Here is a 15,219-nt window from a genome sequence, read left to right on the forward strand (position 1 = left end):
GCAGGCAGCCGCACAGTTTTCTGCATGCGGTTGACCGGGGTGGGACCACCATTCAACCCGGTGGGACCACCTTTCGACTGAGAGGGCTGAACCTTTCGATGCCCAGACTGCTCGCCGCCCTGCTGACGGCAACCGCCGCCGCCGTACTCGCCGTTGGTGTCGCCGTCGGCATCGTCGCGCTGCTGAACGCGACTCCCGAACAGCCCAACACCCCACTGATCACGTATGAGACGGCCGGCCAGGAGCGCTGACCATGGCGCTCCGCCCCGCAACCACCGGAACCATCACCGTGCGCTCGGCCTGGCGTGACGTACCGCGCCTCCAGGTCCGGCAGTTCGCGGCCATCGCCATGGCCGAGGCGCCGGACCTCGCCGAGGAGATCCTGCGGGAGATCCGCCGCGAGTATCCCCATCTGCCCGTCGTGCTCGACGACTCCGGCGAGCCCATGGCGCTGATCGGTATCCGCCGGGCCATCGAGGTCTTCGTCCAGCATCTGGAGAGTTCCGAGGGCCGCCCGCGCGTCCACCCCGAGGTCTTCCAGGAGTTCGGCCGCGGTGAGGGCCTGAACGGCCGCAGTCTCGACTCGCTCCAGGCGATCTATCGGATGGGAGTGCGCCTCGCCTGGCGCCGTTTCGCCGAGATCGGGCAGCGCGTGGAGATCCCGCCGCCCGCGATGTACGAGCTGGTCGACGCGGGTTACGAGTACCTGGACGGGCTGGTCGACCAGTCCGTACGCGGCTACGCCGAGGCCGCCGCCCGGCAGGCGGGCGAACGGCTCCGCCTTCAGCGCGGGCTCATGGAGCTGCTGCTCACCGAGCACCACCGGGGCGACCCGACCGAGGCGCTCGCCGAACGGGCCGCGCGTATCGGCTGGCCGCTGCCCGGCAAGGTCGCGGTGGGCGTACTGCTGCGGCCCGCCCGGGAGGCCGTCGCCCCCGCCGTCGGGCAGGGCGTACTGCTGGACATGGAGTGCGAACAACCCCGGATGGTCGTGCCCGACCCGGACGCCGCCGGGCGCCCCGAGCTGCTGCGGCGCGCGATGACGGGCTGGGCGGGCGCGATCGGGCCGCCCGTACCACTGGCCGACGCGGCGAAGTCCCTGCGCTGGGCCGAGGCGGCGGTTCGGCTGATGGAGCGCGGGCTGCTGCCCTCAGGGGACGTCCTCTACTGCACCGAACACACGGAGGCCCTGGTTCTCCTTCAGCCGGAGGAGCTGATCGACGACCTGGCGCTGCGGTGCCTGGCGCCGCTGGCCCATTGCGGGCCCACCCATGGGCGGCGGCTGGCGGAGACGCTGCTGGCGTGGCTGGAGACGCGGGGCGGTGCTCCCGAGGTGGCCGCTCGGCTCGGGGTCCACCCGCAGACCGTGCGGTATCGCCTTCGACAGATCCGCGAACTGTGGGGGGACGAGATCGATGACCCCGATCGGCGGTTCGAGCTGGAGCTGGTGTTGCGTGCGCAACGGCTCCGAGGGGAGCTGGGGGATCCGCGGGCTCGACGCTGAGCGCTGCGACCGAGGACCGCATATGTCACGGCCCCGCGCCCCTCAAGGGGCGTCACTCACCGTGTTTGCCCTGCTCAGGCGGTCGTGATTACCTGCATATTGCCTGGCGAAACCCACTATGAGTAGCCTGTGTTCGTCATGCCGATCGTCTGTTGAAATATCGAACACTAGGGAGGGGGCCGGTCGTGGGACGTCTCGTGCCAGCCGTGACCCGGGCTCTCGACATTCTCGAGCTCTTTCTCGACGGGGACGGAACACTCTCCGCCCCCGACATCGTGCGCAAGCTCCAGCTGCCCCGCACCACCGTGCACGAGCTGGTGACCACGCTCGCCGCCCGCTCGTACATCGTGCAGGTACCGGGCCAGCCGGGACGCTACCGCCTCGGTGTGCGCCCGTATCAGCTCGGCAGCCGGTACGCGGAGCAGCTGGACCTCGCCGCCGAGGGCCAGCAGGTCGCCCGGTCCGTCGCGGAGACCTGCGACGAGACGGTGCACGTCGCGATCCTGGAGGGTACGGACGTCATCTACATCGCCAAGGTCGACTCCACGCACGCCGTGCGCATGGTGTCCGCCGCCGGCCGCCGCCTCCCCGCGCACTGCACCTCCGTGGGCAAGATGCTGCTCGCCTCGCTCCCCGACTCCGAGCTGACCTCGCGGATCCCCGAGAGCGGCGAGCTCCCCGCGATGACACCGAACAGCATCACCGACCCGGCCGCCCTGCGCGAGACCCTCGCCGACATCCGGCGCCGGGGCGTCGCCGTGGAGAACCGCGAGTCGAACCCCGACGTCAGCTGTGTAGCCGCCCCTGTACGCGACCGCACGGGCCAGGTCGTCGCCGCACTCTCCATCTCCGTACCGATGATCCGCTGGAGCGATGACCGCCGCGGTGAGCTGGAGCAGCTCGCCGCCAAGGGCGCCGCGGAACTGTCGGAGCGACTCGGGCACCGGAGCGTGGCATGACCGTCGAAGTGGCCATACGTGAATACGCCACCCTGGGCGAGGGCCCGACCTGGGACGCCGACGCCCAGCGGCTGATCTGGGTCGACATCCTCGGCTCCAGGGTCCATACGTACGAGCCGGACTCCGGCCGCCGCACGGTCCTGGCGACCGAACAGCACGTGGGCGCCGCGAAGCCCCGTACGGACGGCGGTCTTGTGCTCAACCTCCGGGACGGCGTGGCACTCCTCGGCCCCGACGGCGCCGACGGCGCCGACGGCCCTGACGGCTTCCGGTGGCTGCACCGAGAGGTCGTCCCCGGCCGCCGCGCCAACGACGCGGCGGTCGCCTCCGACGGTTCGCTGTGGGCGGGCACGATGCGCTACGACGAGGCGCCGGGCGGCGGCGCGCTCTCCCGTTACACCGCCGACGGCACGGTGGAGGTCGTCCTCGACGACGTGGCCGTCAGCAACGGCACGGGCTGGAGCCCCGACGGCAGCCTGATGTACTACATCGACTCGCCGACGCGCCGCATCGACGTCTTCGACGTCGGAGACGACCAACGACCGGTCAACAGGCGCCAGTTGGCGGCCATCGAGGACGGTGCCGGCTTCCCCGACGGCCTCACCGTCGACGCCGACGGCTGCGTCTGGGTGGCCCTCTGGGACGGCGCCGCCGTCCACCGCTACACCCCCTCCGGCGAACTGGACCGGGTGATCCCGCTCCCCACCCGCCGCCCCACGGCCTGCGCCTTCGGCGGCCCCGACCTGACGGACCTTTACATCACCACGGCCCGTACGGGTTTGGAGGAACCGCATCCGATGTCCGGCTCGGTGCTCGTGGTGCCGGACGCGGGGAAGGGGCTGGCACTGCCGGCGTTTGCCGGGTAGCCGGCCTTGCGCCGTGTAGGGGCGCGGGGCTGTAGCAATATGCGGCTCCGCCGCGATGGGGGTCCCCCCGCTCGAGCGGATTCGAGAGTGGGGGAGAAGCCGAGAGTGGGGGAGCGACCAGCCACGACCGACCCGCAGCCGTAATCCAACCGCTCCGCGGAGCGCCCGGCGCTTTCCCTGTCCAGCCACGGGCCGAGAAAGCGCTTTCTGCGTAAACCCTTGACGCGCAAGCGCTTCGATTCTACGGTCCCGTTCGAAGTTACGGGCGTCATTCGAAATCCCGAATGGCCCGTAGACACCTCGACAGTAAGGCGGGGAATGGGACGACCTGACCTGAATCGCAGGCAACTGCTGGGCGGGATCGGTGGGTTAGCGGTCGCGGGCAGCTTCGGGTTCGCGGCGCTGGGCACTGGTGCCGACGCGCTCGCCTCCGGCGCGGACACCCGGGTGCGCTACTGGAACCTCTTCAGTGGCGGCGACGGCGCCAACATGATCGCGATGCTGGACGCCTTCCGTAAGGAAACCCCCGGCATCGACGTGAAGGACTCCACCTTCCAGTGGGGCAACCCCTTCTACAGCAAGCTCGCCATGGCCGCCGCCGGCAACCGCGCACCCGACCTCGGCGTCATGCACCTGGGCAGGATCACCGGCTTCTCGCCCGGCCGCCTGCTGGACGCCTGGGACGTCGACCTGCTCGCCAAGTACGGCGTACGGGAGGCGGACTTCAACCCCGAGTTGTGGAAGCGCGCTGTCATCGACGGCAAGCTCTACGCCCTCCCGCTCGACATCCACGTACAGCTCTGCTTCTACCGCAAGGACGTCTTGAAGAAGGCGGGGCTGCTCGGCGACGACGGCCGGATCGTGCCCGTGACGTCGACCGACGAGTGGTTCGACGTCCTCAAGGAGGCCAAGAAGGCCACCAAGAAGGGCCTGCAGACCATCGGCTTCTGGATCAACGACCAGAACTTCCAGTGGTGGTTCTTCGTCGCCTTCTACACCCAGCTCGGCGGCACCTGGTTCAACCAAGCGAACACCGAGGTCACCTTGGACACCGGCAAGGCCGTCCAGGTCCTGGAGTTCCTGCGCCGACACATCACCGACGGGTACGCCAACCCGGGCATGGGCTCGGTCGGCGCCGAACAGTTCATGAACGGCGCGCCCTTCGCCTGGGAGGGCAACTGGTCGGTGCCGGTCTTCTCCGGAGCGAAGCTCGACTACGGCGCGACGCCGCTGCCGCCCGTCTTCGGCAGGCAGGCCACCCACGCCGAGTCGCACGCCTTCGTCCTGCCGCACCAGTCCGACCGCGGCGGCGCCACGAACGAGGCCGCCCACCAGCTCGCCGCCTACGTCGTCCAGCACGCCCAGCAGTGGGCGGCCGGCGGCCACATCCCCGCGTACACGCCCACACTGTCCACGGCCGCGTACGAGGAGCTGAACCCGCAGAGCGAGTACGTGTCTGCCATGGATCACCAGGCCACCGAGCCGAAGGTGTGGTTCGCGGGCTCCACCGGCATCCTCGCCCAGCGACTCGGTCCCGTCATCGTCTCCTCGACGATGGGCTCCGCCAAGCCGGAGGCCGTCGCCCGCCGGATGAAGGGCGCGCTCACCCAGTTGCTCGCCATGAAGAACCCCATGGACGGCAGGACCGCCGCGCAGGGAGGTGCCGTCACATGACGACCGCCGGCACAGAGACCGTCCTCGTACCACCTCGCGCGAAGACCGCCGCCCTGAGTGCCACCGTCCGCCGCAAGCAGGGCTTCCAGCACGGTGGCTGGTTCGTCGCCCCGTTCCTGGTCTTGTTCGTGCTCTTCGTGATCTGGCCGCTGCTGCGCGGCATCTACCTCAGCTTCACGGACGCCAACATCTCGGGCGACGGCGCGAGTTTCATCGGCCTCGACAATTACCGCGAGGCCCTGCGGGACCCGCTGATGTGGGACGCCCTCGGCCACAGCGCGTACTTCACGCTCCTGGTCGTGCCCTGCATCACCGTCCTCGCCTTCCTCCTCGCGATGCTCGCCCACCACATCGAGCACGCCAAGTGGCTGTGGCGGCTGTGCTTCTTCGCCCCGTTCCTGCTGCCCTCCACGGTCGCGGGCAACCTGTGGCAGTGGCTGTTCAACCCGGGCACCGGCATGATCAACCACGTCTTCGGCATCGAGACACCCTGGCTGACCGACAAGTCGTACGCCATGCTCGCCATCGTCATCACGACCCTGTGGTGGACGGTCGGCTTCAGCTTCCTGCTCTACCTCGCCGCGCTCCAAGGCATCCCCGACCACCTCTACGAGGCCGCCACACTGGACGGCGCGAACGCCTGGCACCGCATGGTGCACATCACCCTGCCGATGCTGCGCAACATCACCGGGCTCGTGATCGCCCTGCAGATCCTCGCCTCGCTCCAGGTCTTCGACCAGGCAGTCGTGATGATGGACTTCTCGCCCGGGCCGGAGGAATCGACCCGCACCTTCGTCCAGTTCACCCTCGAAGAGGGCTTCACCAGCTACCGCGTGGGCTACGCCTCCGCCATCTCCATCATCTTCTTCGTGATCATCGCGGCCGTCGCCCTCGCGCGGATGTGGCTGCTGCGCAACCGTGGGGAGACCGCCCGATGACCACCGCCGCGGATGTCCGCGTCAAGCCCCGCAAATCCTCCTGGACGCCCAGCCAGATCATCCTCACCCTCCTCGGCACGGCCGTCTCCGTCGTCTTCCTCTCCCCTCTCGCCTGGGGCCTGTTCACCTCGCTCAAGTCGGAGACCGAGGCGGTGGCGGTGCCCCCGCACTGGCTGCCGAAGGACTGGACGAGCCAGGCGTGGAAGGCCCTGTTCGAGACGGGCAACATCACCAACTGGTTCGTCAACTCCGTGGTCGTCTCGGTGTGCGTGACGACGGTGGTGCTGATCGTGAGCGCCCTCGCCGGGTACGGGTTCGCGCGCACCGAGTTCCGCGGCAAGGGCGTCCTGATGGGCGTGGTCATGGCGGGCCTGATGATCTCCCCGGCGGTCCTCGGCGTCCCTCTGTTCACCACGGTCCAGCAGATGGGGATGGTCGACACCTACTGGGGAATGATCCTGCCGCAGTGCGCGCCCGCGGCCATGGTCTACATCCTCTACAAGTTCTTCCAGGGCATCCCGCGCGAACTGGAGGAGGCCGCGTTCATCGACGGCGCGGGCCGCTGGCGGGTCTTCTTCACGATCGTCGTCCCGCTCGCGCGACCCTCGCTCGCCGCGGTCGGCATCTTCACCTTCATCGCGTCGTGGAACAACTTCCTGTGGCCGTACATGGTCACCAACAACCCCGACCTGATGACGATGCCGAACGGCATCGCGACGGTCATGAACTCCTACGGCATTCAGTGGGCTCAGCTGATGGCCGGAGGGTTGATGGCCGGGCTTCCGCTGATCATCGTGTTCGTCTTCTTCCAGCGGCAGATCGTGGCGGGTGTGGCCCATACGGGCTTGGCAGGCCAGTGAACTCAGCGCCCTGTAGGGGCGCGGGGCCGTATCAGTGTGCGGCTCCGCCGGGTGAGCGCGACCGGCCACCAACAACCCGCGGCCGCCCGGAAACCAGAACCACCCTCCACCGAACGCGCCCCCGAAAGGACAGCATGCGCACCACCGCCCGCTTCACCCTCGACCCCGCCTTCACCGTCGGCGAGGTCAACCCCCGGCTCTTCGGCTCCTTCGTCGAGCACCTGGGCCGCTGCGTCTACACCGGCATCTTCGAGCCCGACCACCCCTCGGCCGACGAGAACGGCGTACGGACGGACGTACTCGACCTCGTCCGCGAACTGGGCGTCACCGCGATCCGCTACCCCGGCGGCAACTTCGTATCCGGCTACAAGTGGGAGGACTCGGTGGGCCCCGCCGAGGACCGCCCCCGCCGCCTCGACCTCGCCTGGCACTCGACCGAGACCAACCGCTTCGGCCTCTCCGAATACATCGCCTTCCTCCGCAAGGTCGGCCCCCAGGCAGAGCCCATGATGGCGGTCAACCTCGGCACCCGCGGCGTCGCCGAGGCTCTGGAACTCCAGGAGTACGCCAACCACACCTCCGGCACCGCACTCGCGGAGAAGCGCATCGCCCACGGCGACAAGGACGCCTTCGGCATCAAACTCTGGTGCCTCGGCAACGAGATGGACGGCCCCTGGCAGACCGGCCACAAGACGGCCGAGGAGTACGGCCGTATCGCCGCCGAAACGGCCCGCGCGATGCGCCAGCTCGACCCGACCGTCGAGCTGGTCGCCTGCGGCTCCTCCAGCCAGGGCATGCCCACCTTCGCCGAGTGGGAGGCGACGGTACTCAAGGAGACGTACGACCTCGTCGACTACATCTCGCTCCATGCCTACTACTGGCCGGAGGACGGTGACGTCGACTCCTTCCTCGCCTCCGCCGTCGACATGGAGTCCTTCATCGACAACGTCGTCGCGACCGCCGACCACGTGGGCGCGAGGCTCAAGTCGAAGAAGCGGATCAACCTCTCCTTCGACGAGTGGAACGTCTGGTACCTGCCCAAGTGGGAGGAGCACGCGAAGACGTTCGAGCAGGACGACTGGCCCGAGGCGCCCCGCCTCCTGGAGGACAACTACAGCGTCACCGACGCCGTCGTCTTCGGCTCGCTCCTCATCGCGCTGCTCCGGCACGCGGACCGCGTGACCGTGGCCTGCCTCGCCCAACTCGTCAACGTCATCGCGCCGATCATGACCGAGCCGGGCGGCCCGGCCTGGCGCCAGACGACGTTCTTCCCCTTCGCGCAGGCCTCGCGGTACGGGCGCGGCCAGGTCCTCGACGTACGGGTCGACTCACCGACGTACGAGACGAAGAAGTACGGCGAGACGAACCTGCTGCACGCCACGGCCGTACGGGCGGAGGACGGCTCGGTGACGGTGTTCGCGGTCAACCGCAGCCGTACGGAGCCGCTGCCGCTGGAAGTGACGCTGGCCTCACTGGGGCTGACGACGATCGTGGAGCACAGTGCCGTCGCGGACGCGGATCCCGATGCCCGCAACACGCTCGACGACCCGGAGCGCGTCACCCCGCACCCCGTAGACGGCACCACCCTCCAGGACGGCACGCTGAACGCCGTCCTGGAGCCCTTGTCCTGGAACGTGATCCGGCTTCGTTAGTACGTCCACCGGCAGAGGCTCGTCGTACGGAGGCGTGGGGGAGGGCCACGCCTCACGGGCCCATGACCCCTACCCCGCAAAAAGCGTGAACACAAAGCGGCAGCATGTCTTTCAGGGGCTCAAACGAGCGCTGCGCGAACACGATGCAGAGAAGCGCTCACGCCATGCGACTCTGCCCCCTGCGGCGGCGGTCGCGTGGGGCTGCTCATCAGGACCTGCCAGCGGGCGCGCGGGACCCGTCCCGGGCACCTGCGTATAGAACAGTCCCATGACCACATCGGAATCATCGGCCCGCCGCCGCAGGGCCAGGCTGTCTGCGGCGCGCGGTGCGGCGGGGACCGCCTGCGCTTCCGGCTGTCAGCTGAAGATGTCCAGGAAGTCCGGCCAGGAGCCGCCGCCGTCGGCAGGGCGGGCCCGTATCGGGCGAGGCTCCGGGTAGGTTGCCGCCGCGGCCCTCGCGCGGACGATTTCCGGCCCGCCGCACGCCGCGACCGCGAAGGCGCCGAAAACCTTGGCGAACGCCGCCGGGTCGCGAAACTCCACGCCGAATGCCCGGCCGTCCAGTAGCGGCACCCACACCACCCGGTCGAACCGTGTCCATTCCAGCACCGGCTGGTCGTCCGCGGTCGACCGCCCCTCCAGCCACAGCCGCGCCACGTGCAGCAGATTCACCTCCTCCATCGGCAGTCGCTTGCGCCGCACCCGTAGTTCACGCGTCGTCAGTTCGACGCGCTGGTCCTTCTTCGGGTACCAGATGACGCCGATCCCGAACGGCACCCACAGCAGGATCCCGATCATCGGCCAGACCAGGGCGTCGCCCCACGACCGGAGCAGCCCGCCGTCCAACAGGTACAGCACCCCGAAGACCAGAGCCCACTTCGCCGTCATCCGCCAAAACCCAGTGCCCTGCCGGTAAAGGACCCGCCGCTTCCTCGTCATCGCCATGCCCGCACGCTATCCGCCACCCCGCGGCTCCCACCAAAGCCCAGCTGTCTGTCCCGTCTCATCAGATCCAGCAGAGGCGGGTCGTTGACCTGCGGGGTGACAGGGCGAACCGCGACTTACTGCCGGCCGGGCGGGAGGGCCGTTTCGCTGTGCAGGGCGCCCAGCAGGTTGCCGCAGACGGTCCCGGTGCCCTGGGTCTCCCCGCCGCAGGGCCGGCGGCCCCCGAATCACGGCGAGGTTCCGTTTCGCCCAGCCGGACACCCCCTGGGCCCCACCACCTCAACACCCCACCTCTTCAGGCTCTTTGGGAGGCAGCCCACTCGCGGTCGAGCATGGCGTGGACGACGGAGTCACGCCATCGGCCGGCCTTGAAGATGTGCTCACGGATGGTCCCCTCCTCGACCATGCCCGCGGCGGCCATGGTTTTCGCCGATGCCTCGTTGAGCGGGGAACGTGCTCCCCAGATGCGGTGAAGGCCCAGATCCTCGAACCCGAGGCCGAGGAGAAGGCGTACGGTCTCGAGCCCGTAGCCGACTCCCCAGGCATTGGGGCGCAGCGCGAAGCCCATGGTGGCTCCGCGCTGCTGGTGTGGGTCGGTGGCCAGGCGGCCGGAGCCGATCAGCTCGCCGGTCTTCCGTTCGACGACGGCGAGTTGGTACTCGGCGCGAGGGGTCGCGGTGGCGGAGTCGATCGACCGGGACATGATCTCGGCGACCTGTTCGCGGGTACGCGGGTCGAACGACAGGTGCTCCGTGGCTTCGGGGCTGTTGTAGACGGCGAGCATTGTGTCCACGTCCTCGTCGGCGAGTTCACGCAGATCGAGACGTGGACCGGAACGTCTGACCGGGAACATGCCTCGAACCCTACCCGCGGGGCAGAGCTGTTTCTCAGGGGCGTAAGCGAAGAACAGGCCACCGGGCTGGCGCGGCTCACAGACTGCTGCGGCACTCCTGGGGCCACCTGCGCCCGCGGCACACCAACGCTGAGTGTCAGAGGGGCAAACTGGAGCACGGTGCCGGGCCACGATAGTTGGCACTGATCGGGCTGTGTGACCTGGGGCTCCCAAGGGCCTGGCCACGCTGGTTGGCACTGTTTGGCCAAGATTCTCGGCATCTGAAATAAATTGCTACGTTTGTTGGCGTCGGCGCCGCTTGGTTCCTCGCCGCTTTCACGTGACCTTCGACGATTTCTACAGGCCGCCCAGTCGCTGGTTCATCGTGTCGAGTGTCGGCCAAGGAGGACCGTCGCGCAGTGCGCGCAGGAATTCTTCTCCGAATCGCCTCCCGTTCGGAAACTGGTCGCCAAGCTCCCAACGCCACGCGGCGACCATCGCGAGGACGAGCTGTCGGCACTCGTCCAGCAGCCCTTGGTCGACGTTCGGGTAGTGCTCGCAGACCGCCTCGGGAACATGGGCGAGGTCGAACTCGACGGGTCCGCGGCAGCACGTCTCAAGGTCGATGAACAATGGGCCGTTCTTCGTGCTGAGCACATTGCCTGGGTGCGGCTCGCCGTGGAGCAGCTGCTCCACGGCGCCGCGGTCGTCGATCGCTCGTCGCAGGCTTTCCAGTCTGCTGCTGAGGAACACGCGGTCTGCGTCAGCGAGCTCCGGCGAGCGATCCGGGTCGGCGACAACTTCTTCCGCCTCCGTGATCCGGTCCGTGAACCTCGGGCTCGGTACATCGACCTTGCGCATGCCGGCGTGCAGCTGCTCCAGCGCTTTGGCGTAGTCGACCGGTGAGGTGTGAGGTGTCACGGGCTCGTAGTAGGTCCACAGCGTCACGGCGAAGCCATCGTGCGTGTACACACGCGGATCCGCCCGAGGCTCCAAGGGGCACACCGGGCAGCCGACCGCGGCGAGCCGCTGAGCGAGCTCGACTTCGAACTGTGCAACCTCTTGTCCCACAGGGGCGACCCGGGCAAGGACGCCGCATGGCGTCAGCCGCAGCGCCAGCTTGTTCGAGTTGTGGAGAACGATCGCGTCGTCGGTCGGCAGGTCGAGCGATACGGCGACCGAAGTCGCAGCCGCGATCGCACGCGTGACGTCGGTCATCTCCACCTTCGAATCTTGGCATAGATGTGCGAGAGCGGTGCCAACCAGCGTGGCCAGGTGCCAACGATCTTCGGACACTGCGGTGGTCTCCCATGAGGGGAAGCGCCCACCCCGAGCGAAGCAGTCAACGCGGCGGCGAGCAGCACCCCGGCGCCCGGGCGGCCCGCCGCACCGAGGACGCTCACCAGGGCCGGGCCGGCCAGGTAGGACACGCCGTTGGCGAGGGCCTCCAGGGCGAAGGCGGTGGGCAACGCGGCAGCCCGTTCGCCGGACAGCAGAGCGGACCAGCGAGCGGCGGACAGGGCACTGAGCTGGGGCAGCGTTGCCCCGACGAGCACTCCGGCGATGAGGTCCGGAACGGCGCCGGCGAGCAGCAGCGCCACGGCCCCGGCATGTGCGCCCAGCGCGCAGGGAAGCACCCGCGCCTGCCCGAACCGGTCGACAAGGCGCCCGATCTGGGGCCCGACGACGGCGTCCGCGACAGCGAGCAGTCGCGGTCGAGCGTGGCAGTGACGCTTGCCTCACTCGGTCTGACGACGATCGTGGAGGGCAGCACCCTCGCGGTGCCGGAAGCCGTCCGGCTCCAAGGCATCTTCACATCGTTTTTAACCTCTTCTCAGCTTGTGCCTCTACAGTCGGCCGTCGATCCCTACTCAACCGGTAGGAAAGCTAGGAAAGGCGGGACGGACTCGTATGCGCACCCTGGTACTGCTCGCTTTGGCGGGCCTCGGTGCCCAACTGGTCGACGGCAGCCTGGGCATGGCCTACGGCGTGACCTCGACCACCCTGCTGCTCGCCATGGGCACCAACCCGGCCTCGGCCTCGGCCACGGTCCACCTCGCGGAGATCGGTACGACGCTGATGTCCGGCGCCGCGCACTGGCGGTTCGGGAACGTGGACTGGAAGGTCGTCGCCAAGATCGGGCTGCCGGGGGCGGTCGGTGCCTTCCTCGGCGCGACCGTGCTGTCCAAGCTGTCCACCGCGGTCGCCGAGCCGGTGATGTCGCTCATCCTGCTCGGGCTCGGGCTGTACGTGATGTCCCGGTTCACGTTCCGCGGCATGCCCAAGGGCAATCTCGGCAAGCCGCTGCGCAAGAGGTTCCTGTCGCCGCTCGGGGTGGTCGCCGGGTTCCTGGACGCGACGGGTGGCGGCGGCTGGGGCCCGGTGGGTACGCCGGCACTGCTGGCCAGCGGGCGTATGGAGCCGCGCAAGGTGATCGGCTCCATCGACACGAGCGAGTTCCTGGTCGCGGTGGCGGCGAGCCTGGGCTTCCTCTTCTCGCTCGGATCGCAGGGGCTCAACTGGGGCTGGGTCGCGGCGTTTCTGCTCGGCGGGCTGATCGCGGCGCCGATCGCGGCGTGGCTGGTGCGGTTGGTTCCGCCGCGCGTTCTGGGGTCCGCCGTCGGGGGCGTCATCATCGTGACGAATGTCCGTACGCTGCTGAAGAGCGACTGGGTCGGCGCGTCCAGCTCGCTGAGCACCCCCGTCTACGTACTCCTGTACGCGCTGTGGGTCGCCGCCCTGACGTACTCGATCCGTGCGTACCGGAGGGAGCGGGTACTGGAGGCGGACGCGGAACGGCAGCCCGTTTCGGCGTAGACGCCTCGCACGAGGGGCGGTTGGGGTCTGCGGCTCAGCCACCGGGGCGTAATGTGCCTGGATGATCCGGATACCGGAGGCGTTCGCGCGGAGCACCGTCGATCGAGAGGGGGAGCCCGGAGCAGCGTGGCTTGCCGAACTTCCCAGGATCGTGGACGAGTTGCTGGGGCGCTGGGAGTGCGTGCCGGACGGCGAGGTCATGCACGGGGGTGTCGGTGTCATCGTTCCCGTGCGACGGCGGGCCGAGGGTGCCGCCGTGCTGAAGGTGTCGTTCCCGCATCCCGGCAATGTCCATGAGCCGGACGCGTTCACGGTGTGGGGCGGGCGCGGGGCCGTCCGGCTGTACGAGCGTGACGACGACCGGTTCGCGATGCTGCTGGAGCGGGCCGGGACGTCGACGCTGGCCGAGGTCGAGGACGACGACGAAGTGGTGACGGTGGCCGGGCGGCTCAACCGCCGCCTTGCCGTCCCCGCACCACCCGGGCTGCCCCTGCTGCGCGAGCGGGCCGACGCCTGGGAGGAGCAACTGCACAGGGACGCCGAGGAATTGCCGCACACCCTGCCGCGTCATGTCCTGGACGCCGCCCTGGCGACCGTCCGGGAACTGGGTCGCACCCAACCGGAAACCGTCATCCACGGCGACCTGCACGCCCGCAACATCCTGCGCGCCGACCGCGAGCCCTGGCTGGCCGTCGACCCGAAGGGTTACGCGGGAGACCCGGCTTACGACTGCGGCACGCTGCTCAAGGCTCGCGCACTGCGGCTCCTCGAAGCGGACGACCTGCGCAAGGCGGTCCGCCGTGCGCTCGACGTGTTCGCCAAGGCCGCGGAGGTCGACCGCGAACGTGCCCGGCGCTGGGCCCAGTTCCACGTCGTCCAGGCCGCGTTCCACGGCCGCCGCCACGGATTCCGTGTCGCCCGCAGTGGACCACGACTGGCCCGGCTCACCGAATTCGCAGACGGCTTCGCGGAGTTGCTCACGGAACCCAGGTGAAAATGAGCAGCCGCTCGGTGTCGTCTCCGGATACGTTCGGCCGCATGGCTGACGAGTTGTTCGGGCATCCGCGGCTGGCCGCGATCTACGACGCGGTCGATCCCGATCGCGGGGATCTCGATGCGTACGTGCGTGTGGTGGAGGAGTTCGGGGCGCGTCGGGTGCTGGATGTCGGTTGCGGGACGGGCGTGTTCGCGCTTCTGCTGGCCGATCGCGGGATCGAGGTGGTCGGTGTCGATCCTGCCGCCGCGTCTCTCGATGTGGCCCGGGCCAAACCAGGCGGTGACCGGGTGCGCTGGATCCATGGCGATGCAACAGGGCTTCCGCCGCTGCAAGCTGACCTCGCGACCATGACGGGCAACGCCGCGCAGGCCATCGTCGACCCGCAGGTCTGGCAGGAGACCCTGCGAGGGACCTGTGCCGCGCTGCGGCCGGGCGGGCGTTTCGTGTTCGAGATCCGGGATCCCGCGAAGCGCGCCTGGGAGGCGTGGAACTGGGAGGCCACGTACCGCGTTACGGAGATTCCGGGCGTCGGCGCTGTCGAGACATGGCTGGACCTGATCGACGTCAGTGGGCCGCTGGTGACGTTCCGCGGGACTTATGTCTTCGCCGCGGACGGGCGGGTACTGACGTCGGACTCGACGCTTCGATTCCGTGAACGGGAGGAAGTCGAGGCGGAGTTGGCCGCGCAGGGGTACGTCGTGGAGGACGTGCGGGATGCGCCCGATCGGCCGGGGCGGGAGTTCGTCTTCGTCGCGCTACGCCCGGGGCGTGAGCAGGTCTAGGGTCGAGTGTGGTTCCGGCGAGATGCCCTGAGTTCACTGGGTGTTGGAGTCGTGCGAGATCTGGGTGAGGAACCGTAGGCACTCGTCCGCGACGTCTTCGGGTGTCCTCCGTGAGGAAGTGTCCCGCCCCGGTGATCACCGTCAACTGGGCTCCCGCCGCTGTGACGTCAAGCCGCCTGTGCGACAGGTGAGCAGGTAGGGGTTCGAATGCGATTCGACGACCGGCGTGGTGGGAGTTGCTGCGCGAACCGTTGACGCGCAAGGGGTTCGATTCTACGGTCCCGTTCGAAGATGTGATCGCTGTTCAGGATTTCGAACGACCTCCGTAGAACGACCCCACTCGTAGGAGGATCCGCGTGAGCCGCACCTCCAGAAGCGCCTCCCGAAGAACCG

The 15,219-nt window shown here is 68.8% G+C and carries 15 protein-coding genes; 11 read left to right on the top strand and 4 right to left on the bottom strand.

Going from position 1 to position 15,219, the window contains the following annotated elements; all coding sequences use genetic code 11:
* Window positions 1–98: 98 nt before the first annotated feature.
* The 8 genes from ACFYO0_RS07950 to ACFYO0_RS07985 all read left to right on the top strand — a co-directional run bounded on the left by ACFYO0_RS07950 (window position 99) and on the right by ACFYO0_RS07985 (window position 8,453).
* A complete protein-coding gene (locus ACFYO0_RS07950) occupies window positions 99–251 on the top strand; it encodes a hypothetical protein (protein WP_388672324.1) in 153 nt (50 codons plus the stop codon).
* Between the two features lie 2 nt (window positions 252–253).
* Entirely contained in the window at window positions 254–1,504 is a 1,251-nt protein-coding gene (locus ACFYO0_RS07955) for a PucR family transcriptional regulator (RefSeq protein ID WP_388672327.1), read from the top strand.
* Between the two features lie 185 nt (window positions 1,505–1,689).
* On the top strand, window positions 1,690–2,463 hold the full coding sequence (locus tag ACFYO0_RS07960) for an IclR family transcriptional regulator (protein WP_388672330.1): 774 nt from the start codon (window positions 1,690–1,692) through the stop codon (window positions 2,461–2,463).
* Window positions 2,460–3,329, top strand: coding sequence for an SMP-30/gluconolactonase/LRE family protein (locus tag ACFYO0_RS07965; protein ID WP_388672333.1), 870 nt, complete (start codon window positions 2,460–2,462; stop codon window positions 3,327–3,329). Before ACFYO0_RS07960 ends, ACFYO0_RS07965 begins: the two co-directional genes overlap by 4 nt.
* Before the next feature lie 318 nt (window positions 3,330–3,647).
* Window positions 3,648–5,003 (top strand): extracellular solute-binding protein, encoded by a 1,356-nt coding sequence (locus tag ACFYO0_RS07970; RefSeq protein ID WP_388672336.1) that lies wholly within the window; start codon window positions 3,648–3,650, stop codon window positions 5,001–5,003.
* Entirely contained in the window at window positions 5,000–5,941 is a 942-nt protein-coding gene (locus ACFYO0_RS07975) for a carbohydrate ABC transporter permease (protein ID WP_388672339.1), read from the top strand. Before ACFYO0_RS07970 ends, ACFYO0_RS07975 begins: the two co-directional genes overlap by 4 nt.
* Window positions 5,938–6,801, top strand: coding sequence for a carbohydrate ABC transporter permease (locus ACFYO0_RS07980; protein ID WP_388672341.1), 864 nt, complete (start codon window positions 5,938–5,940; stop codon window positions 6,799–6,801). The genes ACFYO0_RS07975 and ACFYO0_RS07980 overlap by 4 nt, the downstream gene beginning before the upstream one ends.
* Window positions 6,802–6,935: 134 nt before the next feature.
* Complete coding sequence (locus ACFYO0_RS07985) at window positions 6,936–8,453, top strand: alpha-N-arabinofuranosidase (RefSeq protein WP_388672344.1); 1,518 nt, start codon at window positions 6,936–6,938, stop codon at window positions 8,451–8,453.
* A 357-nt stretch (window positions 8,454–8,810) separates the two neighbouring features.
* Here the strand turns inward: ACFYO0_RS07985 and ACFYO0_RS07990 are convergent, their stop codons facing one another.
* The 4 genes from ACFYO0_RS07990 to ACFYO0_RS08005 all read right to left on the bottom strand — a co-directional run bounded on the left by ACFYO0_RS07990 (window position 8,811) and on the right by ACFYO0_RS08005 (window position 11,831).
* Window positions 8,811–9,398, bottom strand: coding sequence for a hypothetical protein (locus tag ACFYO0_RS07990; protein WP_388672346.1), 588 nt, complete (start codon window positions 9,396–9,398; stop codon window positions 8,811–8,813).
* Between the two features lie 295 nt (window positions 9,399–9,693).
* Complete coding sequence (locus tag ACFYO0_RS07995; protein WP_388672349.1) at window positions 9,694–10,251, bottom strand: GNAT family N-acetyltransferase; 558 nt, start codon at window positions 10,249–10,251, stop codon at window positions 9,694–9,696.
* 336 nt (window positions 10,252–10,587) lie between these two features.
* Window positions 10,588–11,448, bottom strand: a complete 861-nt coding sequence (locus ACFYO0_RS08000; RefSeq protein WP_388672352.1) for a phosphotransferase enzyme family protein — start codon at window positions 11,446–11,448, stop codon at window positions 10,588–10,590.
* Complete coding sequence (locus ACFYO0_RS08005) at window positions 11,445–11,831, bottom strand: hypothetical protein (RefSeq protein WP_388672355.1); 387 nt, start codon at window positions 11,829–11,831, stop codon at window positions 11,445–11,447. The genes ACFYO0_RS08000 and ACFYO0_RS08005 overlap by 4 nt, the downstream gene beginning before the upstream one ends.
* 310 nt (window positions 11,832–12,141) lie before the next feature.
* Here ACFYO0_RS08005 and ACFYO0_RS08010 point away from each other — a divergent pair, with 310 nt between their 5' ends.
* The 3 genes from ACFYO0_RS08010 to ACFYO0_RS08020 all read left to right on the top strand — a co-directional run bounded on the left by ACFYO0_RS08010 (window position 12,142) and on the right by ACFYO0_RS08020 (window position 14,826).
* Window positions 12,142–13,047, top strand: a complete 906-nt coding sequence (locus ACFYO0_RS08010; RefSeq protein ID WP_388672357.1) for a sulfite exporter TauE/SafE family protein — start codon at window positions 12,142–12,144, stop codon at window positions 13,045–13,047.
* Window positions 13,048–13,108: 61 nt separating this feature from the next.
* Window positions 13,109–14,041: an aminoglycoside phosphotransferase family protein gene (locus ACFYO0_RS08015; RefSeq protein WP_388672360.1), complete on the top strand. Its 933-nt coding sequence runs from the start codon at window positions 13,109–13,111 to the stop codon at window positions 14,039–14,041.
* Between the two features lie 44 nt (window positions 14,042–14,085).
* Complete coding sequence (locus ACFYO0_RS08020; protein ID WP_388672363.1) at window positions 14,086–14,826, top strand: class I SAM-dependent methyltransferase; 741 nt, start codon at window positions 14,086–14,088, stop codon at window positions 14,824–14,826.
* The last annotated feature ends 393 nt before the right edge of the window (window positions 14,827–15,219 follow it).

It is taken from the genome of Streptomyces sp. NPDC006365 (assembly GCF_042870755.1).
GTDB lineage: Bacteria > Actinomycetota > Actinomycetes > Streptomycetales > Streptomycetaceae > Streptomyces > Streptomyces xiangluensis.

What these genes read in the sequence shown, in the direction of transcription:
- ACFYO0_RS08020 (WP_388672363.1), top strand. Translation starts at nt 14,086, where the DNA reads ATGGCTGACGAGTTGTTCGGGCATCCGCGGCTGGCCGCGATCTACGAC.
- ACFYO0_RS07965 (WP_388672333.1), top strand. Translation starts at nt 2,460, where the DNA reads ATGACCGTCGAAGTGGCCATACGTGAATACGCCACCCTGGGCGAGGGC.
- ACFYO0_RS08015 (WP_388672360.1), top strand. Translation starts at nt 13,109, where the DNA reads ATGATCCGGATACCGGAGGCGTTCGCGCGGAGCACCGTCGATCGAGAG.
- ACFYO0_RS07980 (WP_388672341.1), top strand. Translation starts at nt 5,938, where the DNA reads ATGACCACCGCCGCGGATGTCCGCGTCAAGCCCCGCAAATCCTCCTGG.
- ACFYO0_RS08010 (WP_388672357.1), top strand. Translation starts at nt 12,142, where the DNA reads ATGCGCACCCTGGTACTGCTCGCTTTGGCGGGCCTCGGTGCCCAACTG.
- ACFYO0_RS07990 (WP_388672346.1), bottom strand. Translation starts at nt 9,398, where the DNA reads ATGGCGATGACGAGGAAGCGGCGGGTCCTTTACCGGCAGGGCACTGGG.
- ACFYO0_RS07950 (WP_388672324.1), top strand. Translation starts at nt 99, where the DNA reads ATGCCCAGACTGCTCGCCGCCCTGCTGACGGCAACCGCCGCCGCCGTA.
- ACFYO0_RS07975 (WP_388672339.1), top strand. Translation starts at nt 5,000, where the DNA reads ATGACGACCGCCGGCACAGAGACCGTCCTCGTACCACCTCGCGCGAAG.
- ACFYO0_RS07995 (WP_388672349.1), bottom strand. Translation starts at nt 10,251, where the DNA reads ATGTTCCCGGTCAGACGTTCCGGTCCACGTCTCGATCTGCGTGAACTC.
- ACFYO0_RS08000 (WP_388672352.1), bottom strand. Translation starts at nt 11,448, where the DNA reads ATGACCGACGTCACGCGTGCGATCGCGGCTGCGACTTCGGTCGCCGTA.
- ACFYO0_RS07985 (WP_388672344.1), top strand. Translation starts at nt 6,936, where the DNA reads ATGCGCACCACCGCCCGCTTCACCCTCGACCCCGCCTTCACCGTCGGC.
- ACFYO0_RS07955 (WP_388672327.1), top strand. Translation starts at nt 254, where the DNA reads ATGGCGCTCCGCCCCGCAACCACCGGAACCATCACCGTGCGCTCGGCC.
- ACFYO0_RS07970 (WP_388672336.1), top strand. Translation starts at nt 3,648, where the DNA reads ATGGGACGACCTGACCTGAATCGCAGGCAACTGCTGGGCGGGATCGGT.